We start from the raw sequence: 21,309 nt of genomic DNA on the forward strand, positions 1-21,309 counted from the left end.
TATTTCAATAAGCCCCATTATTTGACGCGGATTATTTCATTTTCTCTTTGCTTTTCTAAGTCCGCCGCATGAGCACGAACCATCTTCTCAATCTCATCTGCCAACTGATTAGTATCGATCAGATGGCTTTTTTTACCCATTCGGTAGACTAAGGAGTTAGGCGCTGCGCCGACAATGCCAATATCAGCTTCTTTGGCCTCCCCCGGCCCATTCACTTTGCAGCCAATGACCGATAGATTCATAGGCTCACGAATGTCTTCTAGACGAGCCTCTAAATCATTCATCACTCTGATCACATCAAATTCTTGACGAGAGCAACTCGGACAGGCGATGAAGTTCACCCCATTGGCGCGGATATTCAATGACTTTAAGATGTCAAAGCCAATTTTAATCTCTTCTTCTGGCTCAGCTGCTAGCGAAATTCGGATAGTATCACCAATACCATCGAGCAATAATCCGCCCAGAGCAATAGCTGACTTAACCGTTCCTGTTCGATAGACCCCTGCTTCCGTCACCCCAAGGTGTAATGGGTTGTCAATCTGCGCCGAGATTAGACGATAAGCATCAAGGGTCAAGAATACATTACTCGCCTTTACAGAGACCTTATACTGATCAAAGTTCAGTCGCTCTAAAATATCGATATGACGCAGCGCCGACTCAAGCATAGCCTCACCTGTCGGCTCACCATATTTGCGCTGTAGATCCTTTTCAAGTGATCCTGCATTAACGCCGATACGAATTGGAATATTATGATGCCGAGCACAGGCAACGACCTCACGAACCTTTTGGTCATTGCCGATATTACCTGGGTTAATACGCAAGCAATCAGCGCCAGCCTCAGCTACTGCTAAAGCTATCTTATGATCAAAATGCACATCGGCTACTAAAGGTACGCTGACTTGCCGACGAATCTCGGCAAATGCCTCTACTGTATCCATCGTCGGCGTAGAAACACGCATAAAATCAGCGCCAGCATCGACGCAGCGCTTAATCTGCGCTACGGTCGCTGCGACATCACAGGTATCCGTATTGGTCATACTCTGAACGCTAATCGGCGCATCTCCGCCAACTGCGACGTCTCCTACGAATATCTGCTTGGTCAGTCGCCGTTTAATGGGAGAAGGCGTTGACATAATACTGTCCTCGATCGCTTAATAATGACTTATTATTGAGGGTAATGGCGCAAACAAACCCAAAGACTTAAAATGAACTCACTGAGTGATAGTTAACTAGCGCTAACTCATAAAATAGTCATTAGCAAAAACTATAAATTGGCAAATAGCACCTATCAGCCCAGTCGCTGACTTTCGTTACCAACATTAATTCGTTGCCAATATTAATATGAGCCAACACGCTTTAAAAGCTATCACAACTTTATGGCGCTAATGTGAAGCTCGCTTGGTTGTTCGTAGCATACTGTCTGAGCGCTACTGCCTCTTGATTAAGATTTAAAGAAACATTCGTCACCTTATCGATTTGAATACGAAATGGCGGTGTTCCTGAGACCTTGTAGCCACCACGGCCTTGTTGACCACTCATTAGCGATTGACCATTGGCATCGGTTACGCTGATATTGGTATTTGCTTTTACCCAGAAGTCCAAAGTAGCATTTTCAGCAGTAGTACTAGCACCAGCTTCATTGTCTGTATTTGCCGCTGCACTATCGGTATCAAGATTGATAGCTGCTCCAGACGCGCCAATAGCTGATGAAGCCGTATCTGTTGTACCGATAGCTATCCCAGCATTGTCAATCGCCGCACCTTCAGTCTGCTCAGCCGCAGTAATGGTCTCGATACTTTGAACCGGCTCAGGCGTGTCTTCACTGGCATTAGTTACCATTCTTAATAAAAACACCGCTAATGCAATGAGGGCAACAATCGCGATAAGTAATAAAGGGTTAAAGCGAATTTTCGTACGCCCATCACGCTGCAATGTACCCATCGGTCGTAATGGCGACTCAATATCCCCCACCGCCGTAGTTCGCAGCTCATTAGGATATGCAGCATCAAAGCTTGCTGCCACTTGATGCGGATCTAACCCTAAATACTTAGCATAATTAATTGCAAAGCCGCGGGCAAAAGTCACTTGAGGCAGTGATTCAAAATTCTCCTGCTCAAGGGCTTGCAAATGACGCTTTAAGATAAACAGCTCAGCGGCAGCCTCATCAAGCGTTATTTGTTGTTTTTCGCGAGCCTTTAATAGCATGGCACCAAACGACGAAGGCGAATTGGTTGTGGATGTGTTGGGTTGGTTGGTTATTTCCATGATGCCTCTGGATTGTTAAGCCAAGTCTTAAGTTGTTTAGCTTCACTACTAAGTGGATAACTGGATAAAAGCTGCTGCGCCAATTGTTGACGATCACTAATATTATTTTGCGCTGCAGCAAGTTTAATACCTTGCAGCAGTAGCCGCGGGCTTAATGGCGTCCCTTGAGTAATAAGCAGCGTCTCTTCATATAAGCTCTGCGCCTGTGAGATACGCCCAGCGTCGATCAATAAGTCTACCAACTCGATATGAGCTATCAGACTATTGCGACTGCCCTCTAACGCACGCAAAAACGACTGAGTCGCAGCGGATTTATCTCCGAGCAACAATTGCGTTCGACCTAAGTTTTCAAGTGCGCTAATACGCCCTTCATAACCTAGCGCCGCACCAGCGATTTCAAATTGCTCCACGGCCTCAGCATAGCGCTGTATTTGGGACAGATATACCCCATAATTATTACGCGCTTGGGTAAACTCAGGATCAAGAGCAATTGCCTTTTGAAAGTAGCCCTCTGCTTTTTGCAGATTTATCCGGCTGCCTTCTTGTTGTAACAAAACGCCCATCATATCATAGGCAGGCGCATATCTGCTATTGGCGTCTAGCGCTTTTTCAAGCTGGCGCTTAGCAGCGTCTAGATTTTTTTGCCGGATATACTGAGCCGCCAATGACGTGCGTACCTGAGCAATCTCACCTTTATTACGACGGTAGGTATTTGTGGGCTGCGTACTGGTCTGATACTGCGCCTCTTCTACTCCATTGACCGCCGTACTTTGACAGCCATTTAATAGCAAAGTCACCGCCATGCCCATTAAAGCGGCAGGTAGCAATGGCTTATTGAGCGAGATGTGCTTTTGCATACTTTTTCTCAGCAGTCTTTTCATAAGTTTACAACGGTCACTATTTCAAGATAGCTAGCGGTATCTATCATACCATTTACGCCTATAAGGCTCTCACTGCTAACTCAGTGGTAATAGGGGTCTCAGTCACTGTATCAGCAACCCTAAAGGTTATCACATCAAAGCAAAATACTGATTTTGCCAAGCCCTTGATACTGAAGGTTTGCTTGATACTATAAATTTGTATCTCGTTAATATTGATAGAAATATACTGAGCCAACTTTATAGCATATTCCAACTTATAATAATACCGACCATAATTGGCTGTGTTGTGAAATTAAAGTGAATTTAACCTTAATATCAGAACCACCTTTCCTCTATACCGCTTATTAGCGCTATGTTTGCTTGGGATTAAAGCACTGCTTAATCTGACTTAGCAGATGACTATAAATGACTGCCCTAAATTGGGTCAAGTCGGTTTAAGCGTCATTCTGCTCATGCTGGAGCCGATCTTTGATGCTCTGCTGCCATTTTGCCGAGCGCCGCGTCCGATCAGCCACCTGACCGACCAACTGACCACAAGCCGCATCGATATCGTCGCCTCTTGTCTGACGGATAGTACAAACAAAGCCTGCATTATTTAAGATATTACTAAAGGCATGAATGCGGTTATTACTAGAACGACCATAAGGAGCATGGGGAAAAGGGTTAAAGGGAATTAGATTGATCTTGCTAGGCAAGTCATCAAGCAGTGCTACCAGCTCATAGGCATGCTCATCACTATCATTAACCCCTGCTAGCATGACGTATTCAATCGTAACATGCTTTTTGTGACGCGGGTTATTGTCATGCACATAGGCATTAGCAGCGGCCATTAGTTGCTCAAGTGGATACTTTTTATTAATAGGTACTAGCTCATTGCGAAGCTCATCATTGGGCGCATGTAAGGAGATAGCCAATGCGACATCGATGTCCTTATACAACTCGTACATCTTAGGCACAACGCCTGAGGTCGATAATGTGACTCGGCGCTTGGACAAGCCATAAGCATGGTCTGATAGCATGATACTCATAGACGCTACTACTGGCTTATAGTTGAGTAGTGGCTCGCCCATACCCATCATAACGACATTAGTCACATGATTTTGCCAATCTTGACTGTCGACCCCTTCCATATAAGAGGCGTTTGCCACCCAGAGCTGACCGATAATCTCACTGGCACTCAGATCGCGCTCAAAGCCTTGCTTGCCGGTACTACAGAAGCTACAATCCAGTGCGCAACCTACTTGTGACGAGATACATAGTGTCTTACGGCCCTGCGCCTTACTGTCATCTGCTGGAATCAAAACCGTCTCAACAAGAGAGCCACCAGCTACTTCAAAGACCCACTTACGCGTCCCATCATCGCTAAATTCTTTATGCATTACTTTTGGTGCGGTTACGCAAGCCTGAGCACTCAGTTTATCACGCAGCTTTTTAGACAGATTGGTCATCTCTTCAAAGTCTGTCACGCCGTGCTGATAGATCCATTTCATAACTTGTGTGGCACGAAACGGCTTCTCGCCAATCGATTTAAAGTAATCAGCAAGCTCAGTCTGGCTCATACCAAGTAGATTGGTCTTATGATCAGGCGTCTCTAATGGCTCAGGGGTATAGATGAGGGGTATTTTAGTCATGGCGTGGTATCAATTGGCTGTGGCTAAATCGCGAAGCACTATTTGTGTTCGAAGATGAGTAATCGTAATTTTACGAGGTATTATAACGTAATTGGCCTCTAGCCGTCATATCAGTTTCGTGCGACTTATGACAACAGCGGCTCGGACGCTAATAACTCTTGAAGCTAGGCTGTGTTCTCAATTAGCGCTTGAGGCTTACAATGAGAGTGACTTTTGTCAAGCAAAGTAATCCTTACAAAGAATACAGACATCTTGTCTAGACAATTTGCAAAGATTGACCCAGCGAATAACGGCTATCGTCGTTTTAAGTCACTTAAACGTTAGTTTCGGTAAATGAGGCCACGCCTTACTATGTCAAAGCCTGTTATGGCGCAATATAAAAACGGCCAAGCAATCGCTCAGCCGTTCCAAAACATCTTGCCCAATTATGCATGCTTTAAAGCAGCACTGAGCAAGCAATCTTGCAAGATTAGCGCGTACGCTCTAGTACTTCGTCATCATTAAAGAAATAAGCGATTTCACGTTTGGCAGACTCAGCAGAGTCAGAGCCGTGAACAGCGTTTTCATCAATGCTAGAAGCAAAGTCTTTACGGATAGTACCATCAGCAGCTTCGGCTGGGTTGGTCGCGCCCATAATTTCACGGTGCTTAGCGATAGCATTTTCGCCTTCAAGTACAGAAACAAGAACAGGACCTGAGGTCATAAACGACTTAAGGTCATTGTAGAATGGACGCTCTTTATGCTCAGCGTAAAATCCACCAGCCTTTTCGTCATCAAGATGAAGCATTTTTGCCCCAACGATTTTTAGACCGTTTTTCTCAAAGCGGCTATAGATATCACCGATATGGTTGCCGCCAACAGCGTCAGGCTTAATGATAGATAAAGTACGTTCGATCGCCATAAAAGACTCCTAATAAATAGTGGATAAAAAACACAATAAAGGTAAATATGGATTAATAATAATGATACTGACTGGCTATTAGCTCATGAATCTATTGATTCGTTATGAGGCAGCCTTCGGTATCGTTATCTGATTGACGCCTATTATAATGATTCACTGAATAAATGATAGGGTCAATTGGTCTAATATTTATTACTTAGGCTATTCTTATAAGCTAAGCTGAGCGAAAAGCAACCATTTTGCAGGTAAACCGCTGCACTGGCTCGTTATTCTGATTCAAGGTATCTATTTGTACCGTGACGATACCACGATCCGGCTTGGAGCGTGATGGCTTAATCTCAATTACCTCGGCGACGATGTGTAAGCTATCATCGGGGCGTGTCGGCCGTGGCCAGTCTATCTCCCCTCCAGCGCCAATCAAGCCCGTAGCTATAGGAATAGTCTCCACCATCAATCGCATCGTGATACTTGCTGTCTGCCAACCGCTCGCTGCAAGTCCTTGAAAGAATGTATCTTTAGCAGCCTTTTCATCTAGGTGAAAGGGCTGCGGATCGTAATCGCTAGCGAACGCTTTAATATCATCAGAGGTCAGGGGATATTCGCGGCTTGTCCACTTGTCACCGACTTGTAGGTCTTCAAGATATTGCTTTTCCATCTAATAATTACTCTGTCTAAAATAGTTACTCTGTTGTAGTAAGTACATCTTTTAATAGTCAATTAGGGTTTTCTAACATTTTTCTACCAACATTAATGATGTCAAAATAATATTGATCCTTAATCTTGGAGTCGTTCTGATCGAGTCAGAAGTATAGCTCTATCTTTGAATCTACGGAAAAATCATTTGATAAATATCCATTACTTTCTACAAGAGCAACTTTCTGAGTATTTGGACATCTATCAAATCTGTCATCTACACCCTACGGATGAATATATACCCTCTGTACCATCGTTATCAGTCCTCAGCTTCCACAAACAAGTACAACCACTCCTTAACAGACATGGCCATCGCCTGTTATTTTTACCGCCATATAGCTCTGATTTGAGCCCTATTGAGAAGACATGGGCTGTATCGATTTTATCGAGGCTTAATTATAGGTAGCACCCCGATCACAGAAGACAGCAAAATTAATTAAAATTTAGGAAGTTTAGACAATTTGGTAAATTTATACGGTATGTTGGTTCAATTATTTCGTCTTATGAGAATTATCACCCTATTTTATTTAACATTAAAGGTACGTTCTAATAGGGATTAGATTTAAAATACGTGACGATACTGAGTGAGCCTTTACCAGTGGCTTATTTTATGAGGCCATTATATCGTTGACACTCTATATTACTGACTGTCTGCATCGCTGGTTGCCTATGCTGATGGGGCTAATTCAAGTCGAACTGCTCCTAGCTTGTATCATCAACAGCCGCCTACAAAAAAGCCTCATAATATTATGAGGCTCTAAATGAATTTAAATCACTACTATTTTACAACTATTATCTACGCATCATACGGGTCACGAAGGACGATAGTCTCATCACGATCAGGACCGGTGGAGATAATATCAACTGGGCAATCAATGAGCTGCTCGATACGCTGGATATAGGCCTTAGCGTTTTCTGGTAGATCCTCATACTTGGTCACCCCAACGGTAGACTCGCTCCAACCTGGTAGCGTCTCGTATTTCGGTGTCACCGACTCATAAAACTCAGCATCGTTCGCACCTTCACATTCGGTCTCAGGAAGCTCATAACCGACACCAATGCGAATCTCTTCAAGGCCATCTAAAACATCAAGCTTAGTTAAGCAGATACCCGAGAGTGAGTTAAGTACCACAGCGCGGCGTAATGCTTCAGCATCAAACCAGCCACAGCGGCGCGCGCGGCCAGTGGTTGCTCCGAACTCATGACCGACTTTGGCCAAGTGAGCACCAACATCGTTAAACAGCTCAGTTGGGAATGGGCCACTACCAACACGGGTGGTATAGGCTTTGGTAATACCCAATACATAGTCTAAATATAATGGACCAATACCAGTACCTGTAGACACACCGCCAGCGGTAACACTAGAGCTGGTGACAAACGGATAAGTACCATGGTCGATATCTAGTAAGGTACCTTGAGCGCCCTCAAACATTAGGTTCTTGCCCGCACGGCGTAGCTGATTTAGCTCTTCGGTCACATCACAAACCAAGCCTGACAGTGCCGAGCGCCACTCTTGGCATAGGGCGTAAGTCTGATCAAAGTCGATAGCGTCAACTTTGTAGTATTTAGTCAACTGAAAGTTGTGATACTCGATAAGGTTGCGAAGCTTCTCTTCAAGATCATTACGGAATAGATCAGCAAGCTTGATAGCACGGCGCGCTACTTTGTCCTCGTAAGCTGGGCCGATACCGCGACCTGTCGTACCTATCTTGCCACTACCGCGCTTGGCTTCACGGGCCTGATCTAAGGCGACATGATAGGGCATGATTAACGGACAGTTTGGCGAGATACGTAGACGCTCACGCACTGGTACATTATTGTCTTCAAGCTCTTTCATCTCGATGAGTAGCGCCTCAGGTGACAATACGACGCCATTACCAATAAAACAAGTCACATCATCACGCAAGATACCTGATGGGATCAAGTGCAATACTGTCTTTTTACCGTCTACGACCAAGGTATGACCGGCATTATGACCGCCTTGAAATCGAGCAACTGCAGAGGCCTTTTCGGTAAGCAAGTCGACAATCTTGCCTTTACCTTCATCCCCCCATTGACTGCCTAAAACGACAACATTCTTTCCCATAGTGGTTCCTTATAACTGCTAAATAGTGGGTGTTTGTAAGCGAATAACATCAGCAATATCTGGTAGTAATACCCTGATATCGCTAATAATTTTAATTTCATAATACTAATAGTAAGTCTAAGTACTTGTGAGCTTTATTACGGCCGAAGACTGTAACTTGAGACTACTTGCTCTCTAACTGCCAGTCTCCGTCTTTAAAGATCAAACGGTGGCTCATAGCTTCTAGGCTATCGTCTGCCGATAAGGGCTTAATGACGCGCAGCTTATAATCTTGACCACGTAGCTCATTAATCTTAGCCTCTAACTGCTGCTGAGCAGCTGTATCTAGATTCTGACAAGAGTCATAATCAACAACGACTAATGATTGAGCTGGTAAGGCAATATAACTTTGCAATCTGGTTAGATCCAAACTAAAGCCCGTCGCTGAGCGCTTCTCTTCCTTAGCTGATGGCTCTGCATTACCGCTAGTGAAAGAAGACTTGCCAATCACCATCCCATCGAATCGACCACCACGAGCAACCGGCTGCGTCTCATTATTTAGATAAACATTAAATACTAGACCAGTATGATAGTGATAACCTGATAACTCAGTAATGTCTATGCTGACTTGACACTGCCAAGACTGCTCTAAATGCTGCTTGATATTAGCTATCTGGCTCATGGCTTGATTGATAAGCTCATCTTGACGCGCCGTATCAGACAGTGCGTTATTAAGCGCTGTCATATCATGTCCTTGCGCGGCTAATGCGTAGAAATCCGCTCCCATCGACAGCTCATGACTAAAGCGCTCAAGCTCTGGCAAGGCTTTATTAGCGTAGAGAGTCATAAGCTGCTGTGCTTCTGCCTCACTAATCTGCGCCAACTCACAAAGACGTTTAAAGATGCCAACTTGACCGATATCGACATGCAAGGTCGCTTGAATATCTATACTGTCTAACAACGCGTACAGGACATCCAAAAGCTCAATATCAGCCACAATATCAGCACAACCAAAGATTTCAGCACCAAGCTGCAACGGCGTTCTAGAGCCAAAAAGTCCTGTTGGTAATGTATGAATCACATGCCCAGCATAGCAATAGCGAGCAATATGCTGGCGACCTTGGTGCTGATTTAGGTGCGCGTCAATACGTAAAATCTGCGGGGTAATATCGGCTCTAACCCCCATTAACCGGCCTGTCAATTGATCAATGATCTTAAAGGTCTGACGCTTCAGATCTTCTGAGGCATTGTTCAAAAGCGACTCAGTATACTCTATCATCGGTGGGCAGATTAGCTCATAGCCACAACGTACCAGTCTACGCGTCAGCTGGAAGCGTAATATTTCCTGCTTTTTGGCCTCCTCTGACAATAAATCTGTCACGCCATCGGGCAATAGCCAAATATTAGCAATGTCTGACACATTGGCCAGCTGCGCTGAAGTCGAAACCGATTTTGTTAAGGCTGAGTTATTTATAGAATCAGAACTTGCAGACACAATCAATCCTTGTTTGGCGCAATTAAAGCGGCCAAAGCGTTGGTTATAGTTATTTAAGTATGGGGGTGTGAGGAAGACCAAACATACAGCAATCGCTACCTTCGATGCACCATATACTATCCTAAGTATAAGCACAGCTAGACAATCAGCTATACTGTTACTGCCAATACTACTAAGTATAAGGCTTCAACCACTAATAAAGCTACTATACTATACTTCTATAGTAAATCCATGGCGACATTGCTCGCACTAGATAGCCTATCTACACTAGCTAAGCCATAGATGATCTACACAGAAGTGGCTTTAGACGAAATAATACTAGATTACCTATAGCAGATAGACTGTCTTAGCAGTTTGATAACTTGCCTCGTTTAATTAGTGCTTAGTCTAGCATAGCGTACCGACTTCGACTAGGGCAATGACAGATAAGTCGCTGCAATCTTAGAAGATAATCGACTGGACGAGCTTATTGAACAAGTCTGTATTTATACAGTCAGTTGAGCCATTGATTGCTATAGCATTTGCTGCGGACCTTAGACGCTTTCTGACAAATTACGGTTATTAGCGACGGAATGTGATACTATTTTTTTAGTATCAGACAGCATAGTAGCCCCTTTGACTTAGCCATCAATCATACTCATCATTTACACTAACATCATATTTGCAACATCAAAGACCGGCGCTATTGTTTTGCTTCATTATCACTACATTTTATCTGAATAAGGTATCCTCTTATGACTGAGCTACATCCTAACCCTGAGGTTAACCTACGTAACGTCCTAGGTACTGAGCTTGCCAGCTGCTGCTTTGACCCTATTACTGGCTATTATCGAAATGGCTTTTGTCACACGGGGATGAATGATACTGGGCAACATACTGTTTGCGCTAAAATGACCAGCGAATTTCTGAGCTTTTCAGCTGAACGCGGCAACGACTTAATCACACCCATGCCAGAATATAGCTTTAAGGGGCTGCAGCCTGGCGACTACTGGTGTATTTGTGCCATGCGCTGGGTAGAAGCTCTTCATGATGGTGTCGCCCCACCTTTAAAGCTCGAGGCTTGTCACGAAAGCTTACTGACGCTTGTCGATATCGACACTTTGATGAAATACGCTTTATAAGTAGCCCTAATATTTGAATGCTCCGCAGCCCCTAATAACTCATCTCAAGCCAACTGTTTTTGCCAATGTGTGAAGCACTATCTAGACATCAAAGTATGACAGCGACTGTATCTAGCCTTATCTCAAAAATACTCATATTTAAATACAGATGTGAAGATATAAAGACAAATAAATCATAGTAAGTTATCAGTTAACTTACCGTTAAGATCAAGCTAACTTGCAATAAAAAGTTAGCTATATATTACACTATACGTCATACCACAGCCCCTGCTCTGAGCAGTGCCCTACTCTCATCTTGGTTCAATGAGTATGGCCGTGTCTATGTCTTGCTCTGTAGCCCTAGTCGCAGCGGCTATGCTTACTTGAACATGCGGTGGTGGCTTCTTAAGCGAGTAAGACAGTGGCAAAGAACAAGGTTAGCTACTAATCCTCTCTATTTTAGCTTTATAATTAGCCCTTTTGATCGAATTTGAGACCTTTTTATGGCCGAGACCACCCCTACTAATAATCATAAAAAACAAGACAATCAGCGAGAGCCAAATACTGACTCTGAACATGGCGCTAAGTCTGACTCTGAAATTGCTGGCATGAATAACCCCGTACCGACTAGCACCCATGGCAGCAGCAACCATCCTTTATCTGAGCATACAGATCTGATGGCCGATACCAGCTTCATCTATGGTGATGTCGATGTCAGCGAAGAAGACACCTATGAGATGATGACCGTCTATGACCCTGAGGCGGACCGCTTTGAGGATATTAAGTTTTCGGGTGTCAATGAAGTCGTCAATTGCTACTCATACTCACGAAAGACCGGCGCACCGCTTGAACAAATCACCATTGATGAGGTGAGTAAAACGCTGACCAATAACAATCAGTTTATCTGGCTGGGCCTGTACAATCCGAGCCTAGCAACGATCTCTGAGGTGCAAGAAGCCTTTGATCTACATGAGCTGGCACTTGAGGATGCTTTCACCGACCACCAGCGCGCCAAAGTTGAGAGCTATGGTACAGATACCATCTTCGTGGTGGTACGCACTGCCAAGCTAGATGGTAATCTAATCTGCTATGGCACGACGGCGATGTTTATGGGTAAAAACTATATTATTACCATCCGTACAGGAGCTTCAAACTCTTATAAACCTGTGCGTGACCACTGCCACCAGCACCCTGAGAAGCTGCGCTTGGGGCCGATATTCGTCCTGCATGCGATATTGGATTTTATTGTGGATAATTATCTACCGATTACCGATCGCTTGGGAAGCTACCTGCGCGAGCAAGAGCGTAACATCTTTTCTTATGAATTTAGCAAAAGCACACTCAAAAGCTTATACGAGCTTAAATCCCAGCTGGTACATATGCGTGCTGTGATGCTGCCCGTTCAGGACATCTGTAACTTCTTTATCAATCATAAGAAAAACGAGCTGGTTTCCTCATTTCCCAGCGCTTCTAAACCCTACTTTCGCGATGTGAATGATCATCTACTGCGGGCTATCGACGCCGTCAATGGTCTAAATGAGATGCTCAGTGTGGCGATGGACACCTATATGGCGATGGTCAATATGGGACAGAACGAAGTGGTGCGAAAGCTAGCGGCTTGGGCTGGTATCCTTGCTGTACCAACGGCTGTAGCAGGCATCTATGGTATGAACTTTGACTTTATGCCTGAGCTGCACTACAAGTACGCCTACTTTATCGTACTCGCCGCAATCCTAGTGGTATGTAGTATTCTTTTTAGACAGTTCAAGAAGTCGGGCTGGCTATAATCGGCTATTTACTCTCGCCGAGTGCTCGGCAGTCCTTTATGGACGTTGTCTTCTGGGCGGCCATATTCCTTTGCCGTCCAAGTAAGTAGTACTATGGCGATGCTTAAAATAAATATGGAGACGGTGATAGTCAAAAGCAGCCATAAATGAAAGGTATCAGACACCGCCTGAACATCGATCACTAAATGCCGTGACAACGCAGTGATCGCAATATAGATTAAAAACTGAACGGGAAGGCGATGGGTCTTGAAATAAATACCAATCATCGCCAACAGCTCAAGATAGATGAATAGCATAAGAATATCTTTTAAGGCCGTCTCCCCTTTCGCTAAAATAGCAAAAAACTCGCTGCCTGCTCCCCACATAACCACTAAGCCAATGAGGAACAGTGCCGCGTAATGCCCGATATCTATTAGTAGCACGCCTAAAAATTGAATTTTTCTTTGCCAATTGCTACCTACCATCGAGATATCCTCATGTTAAGAGCATGAGGATAGTCATCACACCCTCTGGGGGTTAAAAGTCATCCTATAGCTATAAGCTAGCATGTCTATGCTATGTTTGCAGATTTTTCTGCTGCTTCAACCGTTTGACGAATTAGCGTATTGATGGTCATCGGCCCGACACCACCTGGTACAGGGGTGTAGCTACTGGCAATTGACTCTATACCTGCAAGCTCAATATCCCCTACTCCACCATTATCTGTTGGATGAAATCCAGCATCAACAACCACTGCGCCTTGCTTAATCCAGTCTTGCTTAATCAGCTCAGGAACACCGACTGCACCAACAATAATATCTGCGCGGCCCACATGCTCAGCGAGATTCTGAGTTTTAGAGTGGCATATTGTTACCGTACAGTTGGCGTTTAGCAGCATCTGCGCCATAGGCTTGCCTAAGATAGCACTACGACCGACGACCACTGCATGTTTTCCAGCAAGATTGATGCCATGGTGGTTAAGAAGGTGCATAATACCTTGCGGGGTACACGAGCCATATGCTGACTCGCCCATACTCATACGACCAAAACCAAGACAAGTCACTCCATCGACGTCTTTGCTCAGATCAATGGCATCAAAACAGGCACGCTCATCAATCTGTTCTGGTACTGGATGCTGAAGCAATATACCGTGGACATCAGGATTGGCATTCAACTCTTTTATCTTTGTCAATAATTCATCCGTCGTCGTCTCAGTCGGCATCTCAACGCGCATAGAGTCCATACCGACACGCTTGCAAGCGTTGCCTTTCATCCGCACATAAGTCGCTGAAGCGGGGTCTTCTCCGACCAATATGGTCGCTAATATTGGCGTACGTCCGGTTTTTTGCTTTATCGCCTCTACTCGATCGCTGAGCTCTTGCTCAATCTGTTTGGCGAGCGCTTTGCCATCAAGGCGTAAGGCAGTTTGGGTGGTAGCAGCATCAGTGGCTTGGGTCATGGTAGCTCCGGCATAAATTGATCGAATAAATTGTTGAGAAATAAGCATTGACTACTAGTAAGAGCGCCATCTACAACGTGCTAAATAGTAAAACTAATGCTTACTCTACTTACAGATTAGTTATCTTGGTCTGAAGGTATAACCTATTAGGCTAAGCCCCTTCAAACTCACTTGATCCTGTTCATTATCCTCTTTCAAAGAGAAGATAATAAGTTAGGCCCGAGTATTGTAACGGTAGCGGCCAAAAATATACAGAAATCTAGATAAATTAACTTATGACTGCCAGTTAGCCTCGTAGCGTGTTAATTACTACTTTACTCATGCCTTTATAGTCATGCATACCTTTATAGTCATGATAGTAGGCAAGCGTTTGAGATTATTGTCTAAATCCGTTAACCTTAACCAGCTCAATCCTAAGTCACAGGGGGTTAGATAGTGTCAAAACTGTCTACAAACCCAATGTTGGCTTAGATGGCATTATTCAAATCGTGAGTTCAGTGGCATGCATTTAATGATATTAGATGCCAAGTCGCAGACTCATTTCAAAACATATGTCCAACTTAAGTCGCAAGGCGCCATACATGTGGTTATGACCTATCGAGTCGCGCTTAGACTTAAGTGATAAAGACATAATATCAGCACCCACTACGGTGCTCATGTGCAGGCACAACGTTTTAGCCCTATCGTTATATCTAAAACAGACCTGCGACACTCAAAAGACAGCTTAATGCGCATTTTGCTTGATTATCGCTGTCTATGTCTGCCTAACGCGTGATTAGCAAGGCAAGCTGCGTTAACACGGCACAGGTAGGCGTTTTTTTTGCGTGGCTTTTATTTAAATTTAGTATTTAACTTCAGCCTTTACGCTTATCTTTTAGTTGTATTTAGTATTGATAGCTCTAGCACTGCAAAATGGTTAATTAATTTTTAGCTAACCTAAGGCGCATGGCTGCGCGGCTGCGCGGCTACGTGACTGCTTAGACGCTTGGCGACGTAATTTTACGATTAAGCTAATGGCTTCTTACTGTCTTGACATGCCCACTATTACTTACTGGGTAGGCGGCATTTTGTGCGCTAAAAATTTAAACCACCAAGTTGGATGTGCTCCTTTTAGTACTTAATACTGCTAATCCTATCCTCTAAATAATAACAAGGAGAACGATTTGCAAACTGAAGCATTGTTTCAATTTTCGACGCTAACCATTATATTGATGATGATAGCGTTTTACGGTGGCACTTATCTGTTGTCACTACTGATTAAAAAAGACAAAGAAGATACCACCGGATTTATGGTCGCAGGTCACGGTGTCGGCTTTGGCATGGGGGCGGCCAGTATGACTGCCACTTGGATCTGGGCAGCTTCATTTTATGCAGCGGCTACCTCAGGCTACAAGTACGGCATCTCAGGGCCTATTCACTACGGCTTTTGGGGAGCATTGATGATTTTGTTCATCTACCCATTCGGTAGGCGCTTTCGTGAGTTAGCCCCTGACGGTCACACACTAGGCGAGCTTATCAACGCCCGTCATGGATCCTCAAGCCAATTAATTTTGGCCGTCTCCAATTTGATGGGTAGCTTAATTAGCTTGATGGTCAATTTTACAGCGGCAGGTGCGCTGGTTTCAGTGTTATCGCCGTTATCTTTTCAAACTGGCGTCATGATTGCTGGTATTGGCGTACTTAGCTACACCTTAACTTCTGGCTTCCGCGCTTCAGTCTTTACTGACTTTGCTCAGCTTGTCGCATTAATGGCTATCGGTGTGGTTATCATTCCAGCGGTACTATTCGCTATGGGCGGCCCGCAAACTATGGTCGATGGACTACCTAATCTGACTGTTCAGCAGCAAGACTTCTTCTCATCAGAAGCTTTTTTTAACCAAGGCGCCCCTTACTTTGTTGCGGTACTCGCTTATGCGATTGGCAACCAAACCATTACCCAACGGTTATTTGCTATCGATAAATCTAAAATTAAAGCGACGTTCGTTACGGCGACAGTCGGCTATGCAGGTATCGTCATCGGTCTTGGCATGATTGGCCTAATGGCATTAACAGTAGGTATAGAGCCTCTAAACGGTGATATGAACAACCTTATTCCGCAAATGGTCAGTGCCTACTTACACCCAGTATTTATCGCCCTATTCTTCATCTTGGTAATTGGTTCGTTATCTTCTACTGCCGACTCCGATCTCTCAGCGCTATCGACTATTATGATGGCCGATGTCTATGCAAAAAACATCGCCAAAGGCCGTGCAAACCCGAAGACTATGATGATGGTAGGCCGTGCTACGATGATTATTGCCACAGCAGCTGGGCTTATCTTCGCCAGCTTTAAGCTAGATATCCTAGTGATGCTAGTCTTCGTTGGGGCGCTATGGGGCGCGGTAGTCTTTCCGGTTATTGCAAGTGTGTTTTGGGACCGCGTTACTAATTTAGCCTTTACCACTGCGGTTATCGTCGCCCTTATATTCTTCTGCATTGCCCGCTTCGAGCTGATTCCCATCACAGGCGGTACTGCCCTACTATTTGAGGTATTGGCAAGTGTCGGCGGCGCGGTAGTCATTGGCTTAATGGTATTCGGCTTTTTTGGTCGCAAGATTGGTATAGCATCGGCTGCCATCACACTAATATTAATGCTGATATACGCCACTGGCTTCTTACGTCAGTATACGGTGCTGATGGCCTCACTAACCGCTTATGGTGTCAGTACCATCGTCTGCGTGGCTATTAGCTTAATGAATAATGAGCGCTTTGACTTTAGTTTGATCAAGCAGCGTGTCGGTGATTATGATGCACCAGCAGTCGATAGCAAATCATAATGCAGGCCCACACTTAGAATAGTAACGTTATGATAACTTGTTATGTGGACACTGCTATTTGCCTCGACCTGATAGCAGTATTCCAATCCTAACCGACTATTTTAACCTGCTATGTTTTAACCTACTAAAACAGTTACTATCATTGCTACTCGGCAATGATGAAGATTGGGCTTTTGACAACTGTAGATTATAAATCCTGATCATTGATAAACGATAAAAGGAGAACACTATGACTAGCACATTTGCTTACGGCTTATATATATTGATTTGGCCCGTCATTACCCTTGCAGTACTGGTACTAATCTGCACAGCCACTTACCGTGATATCAAACGGGCTAAAAACAATAATGAACACATCGTTTAGATGCTCATTTGGCCTAGCCAAATAATAACGTTGGCTAGCTAATTTGAAGCCCATTTGTTTAAGCAATTCGTTACGCGTCTATGCTTTCTTTGCTTTTCAGGCATATAGTAGCTTTGTTAGCATAGACGTTTTCGATTTATGACTGCTTCATAAAAACAAAATTTAAAACCGTCAGGATAATACCTAAAAAAACTGGCAAAAATTACTTGTAATTTAAAATAACTTTGCTATTATAGTTCACCTTGATTGGCTGGGTGGCAGAGTGGTCATGCAGCGGACTGCAACTCCGTGTACGCCGGTTCGATTCCGACCCCAGCCTCCATATTTTGCGTTAGTTTTCAAGTGGTAAAACTTTTTTATAAAGTTCTTGATTTATTATCATAACGACTTATAATAGCGCACAATTATTAATCTGTTCTGGATGTAGATTATTACTAACAGATTAATTAAAAAGTTTTGCCCGGGTGGTGAAATTGGTAGACACAAGGGATTTAAAATCCCTCGCTAGCAATAGCGTGCCGGTTCAAGTCCGGCTCCGGGTACCATTACATAGTTCTATGCTATCTCATAGAATAGCCAAAGCCCCTGATATCAGGGGCTTTTTTTGTATCTAATGTCTTATACTGTCCTGTAGAATCTAGTCCAATCCCTGCATCTTATGTACAGTAAAAATGAATACACATTAAGATAAGGTGTGGCGACGCATGCAAGCCTATTACCTCCGACAGAAATACTAGTCGTCATAAAGCAGATGATAAAGAATACTTAGCCTCTGTCAAAAACCACCCCAAATTTTATCTCATGATCAGACCAAACAATACAAAGCCTTAGGTCTATCGTCGTGCCTCCTAATCACTCTAAAGCATCCTGTTCAACATCATGAATACCTCGTTACTGCTCTTTTAGACCATCAATCACCTCCGCCTTATAAAATCCATTAACCGACTCAGCGATTGCACCATCTTATGTACAAGGACAAGCGAATGTCTAGGAGACATTGCCCCGAAGTACAAAGCAAGAGCTATACTTGAGTTATCAGCTGTTATAGCAATAGGCGTCAAAGTCAGCCGTCATATCAGTATAGCGAATGGATAGCTACTGAGCATCTCTATCACTATGATGAATCACATCTAATTCAGACTTGACACAAAGTCGCTGGAATAAATTTATGCCTATCTCCGTCACCTCATGACCTCTGACTGGCAGTTTGTTCCAGCGACTCTTTTAGGTATCAGTTTTAAAGAAGGTTAACTCTAGCCAATAAGGATTTTGAACTTTTATCTTCTGAATTTCTCATCTCTTCTGCTGTCTGTATTTGTTCAATAGCGGTGTTTTTTTTGTCTGACACTTGCCCTCCCCCCTTATTATTGCAGCATTTATTTTTCTAACCTATTGTAATGTTATATTATTACATTTATCATCTTACCTCACTGTTATGTAATGTTATATCATTTTATGAATCTATATATACAACTGTTTAGGAGATGTGCTGTGCTACCTTTTGGCTATTTACACCGACCAACCCCATTAGCTTTGGCAATCACCACAGCCACTATTGCTATGGGCATGATCCCTTCGATAGCGTTGGCACAAACCAGTAATAATTTACAGCAGCAGTTGCCATCTACTACCGTTGACACCATCGTAGTCACTGCAAGTCCGCTACAAGCGCAGGCTGGAGACATGGCATCGGCAACCAGTGTGTTGATGGCAAGCGACCTTGAGCAACAAACCGCCAGCACCTTGGGCGACATGATATCCGGAGAAGCAGGCGTGTCCTCAGACACCTTTGGGCAAGGGGCAAGCCGGCCAATTATACGTGGACAAACTGCGCCACGAGTGGCGGTGGTGCAAAACGGCTTAACGGTGCAGGATGCGTCACAGATTTCACCAGACCATCAGGTGTCTGTACCTGTAGTTGGCGCCAAGCAAGTTGAGATTATTAAAGGTACGTCGGCACTGATGTACGGTGGCGGCGCTATTGGTGGGGTGGTGAATGTGGTCGATGATAGTATTCGCAGCACCCTACCCCCTGCCAGCATTAACGGTAAAGTCACCGTCGCCGGGCAACAAGCAACTGATGGCTATCTGGCTTATGGTGAGCTGGTGGGCAATATTGGTGACAATGTGGTGCTGACCAGTAGCGTACAAAAGACCGACCAAGGCAATATCCAAGTACCTCATTGGGACACCGATGAGATTAATAACAGTTGGTACACGCAAGATAATGCCAGTGTTGGGGCGTCTTATGTATTAGATGATGGCAGTTATTTTGGCGCATCGTATCAACGCCAAGCCTCTGAATACGGTCTGCCCTTCCATGTACATAATCAGTGTAAGCCAGATGCAAATACCCCGAACAAATTAAACTGTGGTGGGCATCACCATCATCATCATGGTGAGCCGCCTTATGTCGATTTAAAATCCAACGTTTACCAGCTTTATGGTGAAAAGCAAACCCCAATGATTGGGGTAGATAAGGTTAGCGTCAAAGCCAGTTATACCGACTATAAACACGATGAGATTGATGAAGGCGTGGCAGGCACGACCTTTGCCAATAAAGCATTAAGCGGTCGCGTTGATGCTACCCATGCCACCTATAAAACAGGTAATTGGGGCTTTATGAAAGGCATGGTCGGGGCTGATATCAATCGCAGTGAGTTTTCGGCAGTGGGCTTAGAGGGTTATCTGCCCAAAACTGACAGCAATCAAGTTGGTATTTATTTTGTTGAGCGTTTAGCGCCTACTTACTATGCCAGCGGTATCAACAATCAGGATAAATTTGCGTCACAAACCAACGCTCATGCAGGTCATGACCACAGTCATGGTGACACAAGCAATCACATCCAAAACCCTTCTTCTTCAGCCAATCAGTTGCCTGCCAATAAAGCCCCTTGGTATGTAGAATTTGGTGGACGCCAAGAATTTAAAAATATTGAGGATACTCAGCACAATATCAGTAAGTCCTATACTGGCACTTCTGTGAGCTTAGAGGGGGGCAAATACCTTAGCCCTACCAGCCAAGTATCTGCCCGTATTAGCCATACGCAGCGCCTGCCTGCGCCGCAAGAACTGTTTGCTGATGGTGCACACTTGGCAACCAATACGTGGGAGCGAGGCAATCTGAATTTAAATCCTGAAAAGACCAACGGCGTGGAGTTGACCTACCGCTTTAACAATCGTGATGCCAACCGCGCAAACACTAGCAATGCCTCAAACCAGTCAGGCTTTGATGCCAGCGTTACAGGGTTTTATAACCAAACCCAAGATTATATTTATGCCAAAACCCAAGATGTGGTTACTACAGGGGAATCAGCGGGGTTTAAATTGGTGGATTATAGTCAAACCGATGCCAAGCACTATGGCGGTGAGGTCAAAGCCCGTTATTACTTAAATGACATGCTCAGCTTCGGCGGCTTTGCCGACTTGGCATTGATTGAGCTTGAAGACAACAGTCTAGGGCGTAAATACGCGCCTCGCCTCGCGGCGCCCAGAGTAGGCGGTGACATCACTGCTCAAGTTGGGCAGTTTGATATGGTGTTATCGGGCTATCACCGCTTTGAGCAAGATAAGATTGCTGACTTTGAAACCAATACGCCAAGCTACAACATGCTGGATGCCAAAGTGGTATATCACAGCCCCAATGTGCACGATTACACCGCCTTTGTGAAAGTATCGAATATCTTAAATGAGCTGGCGTACAACCATTCCTCATATTTGGTAGAGCATGTGCCCATGCCTGAGCGTTCGATCAATGCAGGGATTACTTATCGGTTTTAATAGATTGTCGTCTTTATGCCATACCGCTTTTTAACGCAACGCTAGAGAATCACTATGATTCCGCCCTCCCCTCCCCCTAGCCCTCTTCTATTA

Annotated in this window: 16 protein-coding genes and 2 tRNA genes; 8 read left to right on the forward strand and 10 right to left on the reverse strand. The window is 44.3% G+C overall.

The window, feature by feature from the left end; translation table 11 throughout:
* Nucleotides 1-17: 17 nt before the first annotated feature.
* The 6 genes from ispG to EGV92_RS00485 form a co-directional block, all read right to left on the reverse strand.
* The gene (ispG, locus tag EGV92_RS00460) at nt 18-1,133 is read right to left on the reverse strand and encodes a flavodoxin-dependent (E)-4-hydroxy-3-methylbut-2-enyl-diphosphate synthase (RefSeq protein WP_131667263.1); all 1,116 of its coding nucleotides are present in this window, start codon (nt 1,131-1,133) and stop codon (nt 18-20) included.
* A 241-nt stretch (nt 1,134-1,374) separates the two neighbouring features.
* Nucleotides 1,375-2,265, reverse strand: a complete 891-nt coding sequence (locus EGV92_RS00465; protein ID WP_131667264.1) for a helix-turn-helix domain-containing protein — start codon at nt 2,263-2,265, stop codon at nt 1,375-1,377.
* The gene (pilW, locus tag EGV92_RS00470) at nt 2,256-3,122 is read right to left on the reverse strand and encodes a type IV pilus biogenesis/stability protein PilW (protein WP_242678546.1); all 867 of its coding nucleotides are present in this window, start codon (nt 3,120-3,122) and stop codon (nt 2,256-2,258) included. Before pilW ends, EGV92_RS00465 begins: the two co-directional genes overlap by 10 nt.
* Nucleotides 3,123-3,580: 458 nt before the next feature.
* Nucleotides 3,581-4,777 (reverse strand): dual-specificity RNA methyltransferase RlmN, encoded by a 1,197-nt coding sequence (rlmN, locus tag EGV92_RS00475; protein ID WP_131667266.1) that lies wholly within the window; start codon nt 4,775-4,777, stop codon nt 3,581-3,583.
* 469 nt (nt 4,778-5,246) lie between these two features.
* Nucleotides 5,247-5,678 (reverse strand): nucleoside-diphosphate kinase, encoded by a 432-nt coding sequence (ndk, locus tag EGV92_RS00480; RefSeq protein WP_131667267.1) that lies wholly within the window; start codon nt 5,676-5,678, stop codon nt 5,247-5,249.
* A 214-nt stretch (nt 5,679-5,892) separates the two neighbouring features.
* The gene (locus EGV92_RS00485; RefSeq protein ID WP_131667268.1) at nt 5,893-6,333 is read right to left on the reverse strand and encodes a MaoC family dehydratase; all 441 of its coding nucleotides are present in this window, start codon (nt 6,331-6,333) and stop codon (nt 5,893-5,895) included.
* Between the two features lie 231 nt (nt 6,334-6,564).
* On the opposite strand from EGV92_RS00485, the gene EGV92_RS14295 reads away from it, so the two are divergent.
* Complete coding sequence (locus EGV92_RS14295; protein WP_341352797.1) at nt 6,565-6,777, forward strand: transposase; 213 nt, start codon at nt 6,565-6,567, stop codon at nt 6,775-6,777.
* A 390-nt stretch (nt 6,778-7,167) separates the two neighbouring features.
* On the opposite strand, the gene EGV92_RS00495 is transcribed toward EGV92_RS14295, so the two are convergent.
* Complete coding sequence (locus EGV92_RS00495) at nt 7,168-8,457, reverse strand: adenylosuccinate synthase (protein ID WP_131667269.1); 1,290 nt, start codon at nt 8,455-8,457, stop codon at nt 7,168-7,170.
* Between the two features lie 163 nt (nt 8,458-8,620).
* Entirely contained in the window at nt 8,621-9,931 is a 1,311-nt protein-coding gene (locus EGV92_RS00500; protein ID WP_242678547.1) for an ATP phosphoribosyltransferase regulatory subunit, read from the reverse strand.
* Between the two features lie 734 nt (nt 9,932-10,665).
* Here EGV92_RS00500 and EGV92_RS00505 point away from each other — a divergent pair.
* Nucleotides 10,666-11,052: a DUF2237 family protein gene (locus EGV92_RS00505; RefSeq protein WP_131667270.1), complete on the forward strand. Its 387-nt coding sequence runs from the start codon at nt 10,666-10,668 to the stop codon at nt 11,050-11,052.
* 482 nt (nt 11,053-11,534) lie between these two features.
* Nucleotides 11,535-12,818 (forward strand): magnesium and cobalt transport protein CorA, encoded by a 1,284-nt coding sequence (locus tag EGV92_RS00510; protein WP_207401710.1) that lies wholly within the window; start codon nt 11,535-11,537, stop codon nt 12,816-12,818.
* Between the two features lie 8 nt (nt 12,819-12,826).
* Here the strand turns inward: EGV92_RS00510 and EGV92_RS00515 are convergent, their stop codons facing one another.
* Complete coding sequence (locus tag EGV92_RS00515) at nt 12,827-13,282, reverse strand: phosphate-starvation-inducible protein PsiE (RefSeq protein ID WP_131667271.1); 456 nt, start codon at nt 13,280-13,282, stop codon at nt 12,827-12,829.
* Between the two features lie 86 nt (nt 13,283-13,368).
* Entirely contained in the window at nt 13,369-14,256 is an 888-nt protein-coding gene (gene folD, locus EGV92_RS00520) for a bifunctional methylenetetrahydrofolate dehydrogenase/methenyltetrahydrofolate cyclohydrolase FolD (RefSeq protein WP_131667272.1), read from the reverse strand.
* Nucleotides 14,257-15,434: 1,178 nt separating this feature from the next.
* Between folD and EGV92_RS00525 the strand changes: the two genes are divergently transcribed.
* From EGV92_RS00525 to EGV92_RS00540, 5 genes are all read left to right on the forward strand, one after another.
* Nucleotides 15,435-17,072 (forward strand): sodium:solute symporter family protein, encoded by a 1,638-nt coding sequence (locus EGV92_RS00525; RefSeq protein WP_207401734.1) that lies wholly within the window; start codon nt 15,435-15,437, stop codon nt 17,070-17,072.
* A 229-nt stretch (nt 17,073-17,301) separates the two neighbouring features.
* A complete protein-coding gene (locus EGV92_RS14140; RefSeq protein ID WP_242678549.1) occupies nt 17,302-17,436 on the forward strand; it encodes a putative transporter small subunit in 135 nt (44 codons plus the stop codon).
* Nucleotides 17,437-17,684: 248 nt separating this feature from the next.
* Nucleotides 17,685-17,758, forward strand: a tRNA-Cys gene (locus EGV92_RS00530).
* A gap of 136 nt (nt 17,759-17,894) precedes the next feature.
* Nucleotides 17,895-17,981 (forward strand) — tRNA-Leu (locus EGV92_RS00535).
* A gap of 946 nt (nt 17,982-18,927) precedes the next feature.
* Nucleotides 18,928-21,216: a TonB-dependent receptor gene (locus EGV92_RS00540; protein WP_242678550.1), complete on the forward strand. Its 2,289-nt coding sequence runs from the start codon at nt 18,928-18,930 to the stop codon at nt 21,214-21,216.
* Nucleotides 21,217-21,309 lie beyond the last annotated feature (93 nt).

The sequence above is a fragment of the Psychrobacter pygoscelis genome, from assembly GCF_004335015.1.
Classification (GTDB): domain Bacteria; phylum Pseudomonadota; class Gammaproteobacteria; order Pseudomonadales; family Moraxellaceae; genus Psychrobacter; species Psychrobacter pygoscelis.

Coding starts and splice junctions, on each gene's coding strand:
- ndk (WP_131667267.1), bottom strand. CDS start 5,678: ATGGCGATCGAACGTACTTTATCTATCATTAAGCCTGACGCTGTTGGC.
- EGV92_RS00510 (WP_207401710.1), top strand. CDS start 11,535: ATGGCCGAGACCACCCCTACTAATAATCATAAAAAACAAGACAATCAG.
- folD (WP_131667272.1), bottom strand. CDS start 14,256: ATGACCCAAGCCACTGATGCTGCTACCACCCAAACTGCCTTACGCCTT.
- rlmN (WP_131667266.1), bottom strand. CDS start 4,777: ATGACTAAAATACCCCTCATCTATACCCCTGAGCCATTAGAGACGCCT.
- ispG (WP_131667263.1), bottom strand. CDS start 1,133: ATGTCAACGCCTTCTCCCATTAAACGGCGACTGACCAAGCAGATATTC.
- EGV92_RS00465 (WP_131667264.1), bottom strand. CDS start 2,265: ATGGAAATAACCAACCAACCCAACACATCCACAACCAATTCGCCTTCG.
- EGV92_RS00485 (WP_131667268.1), bottom strand. CDS start 6,333: ATGGAAAAGCAATATCTTGAAGACCTACAAGTCGGTGACAAGTGGACA.
- EGV92_RS14140 (WP_242678549.1), top strand. CDS start 17,302: ATGACTAGCACATTTGCTTACGGCTTATATATATTGATTTGGCCCGTC.
- EGV92_RS00505 (WP_131667270.1), top strand. CDS start 10,666: ATGACTGAGCTACATCCTAACCCTGAGGTTAACCTACGTAACGTCCTA.
- EGV92_RS00495 (WP_131667269.1), bottom strand. CDS start 8,457: ATGGGAAAGAATGTTGTCGTTTTAGGCAGTCAATGGGGGGATGAAGGT.
- pilW (WP_242678546.1), bottom strand. CDS start 3,122: ATGCAAAAGCACATCTCGCTCAATAAGCCATTGCTACCTGCCGCTTTA.
- EGV92_RS00515 (WP_131667271.1), bottom strand. CDS start 13,282: ATGGTAGGTAGCAATTGGCAAAGAAAAATTCAATTTTTAGGCGTGCTA.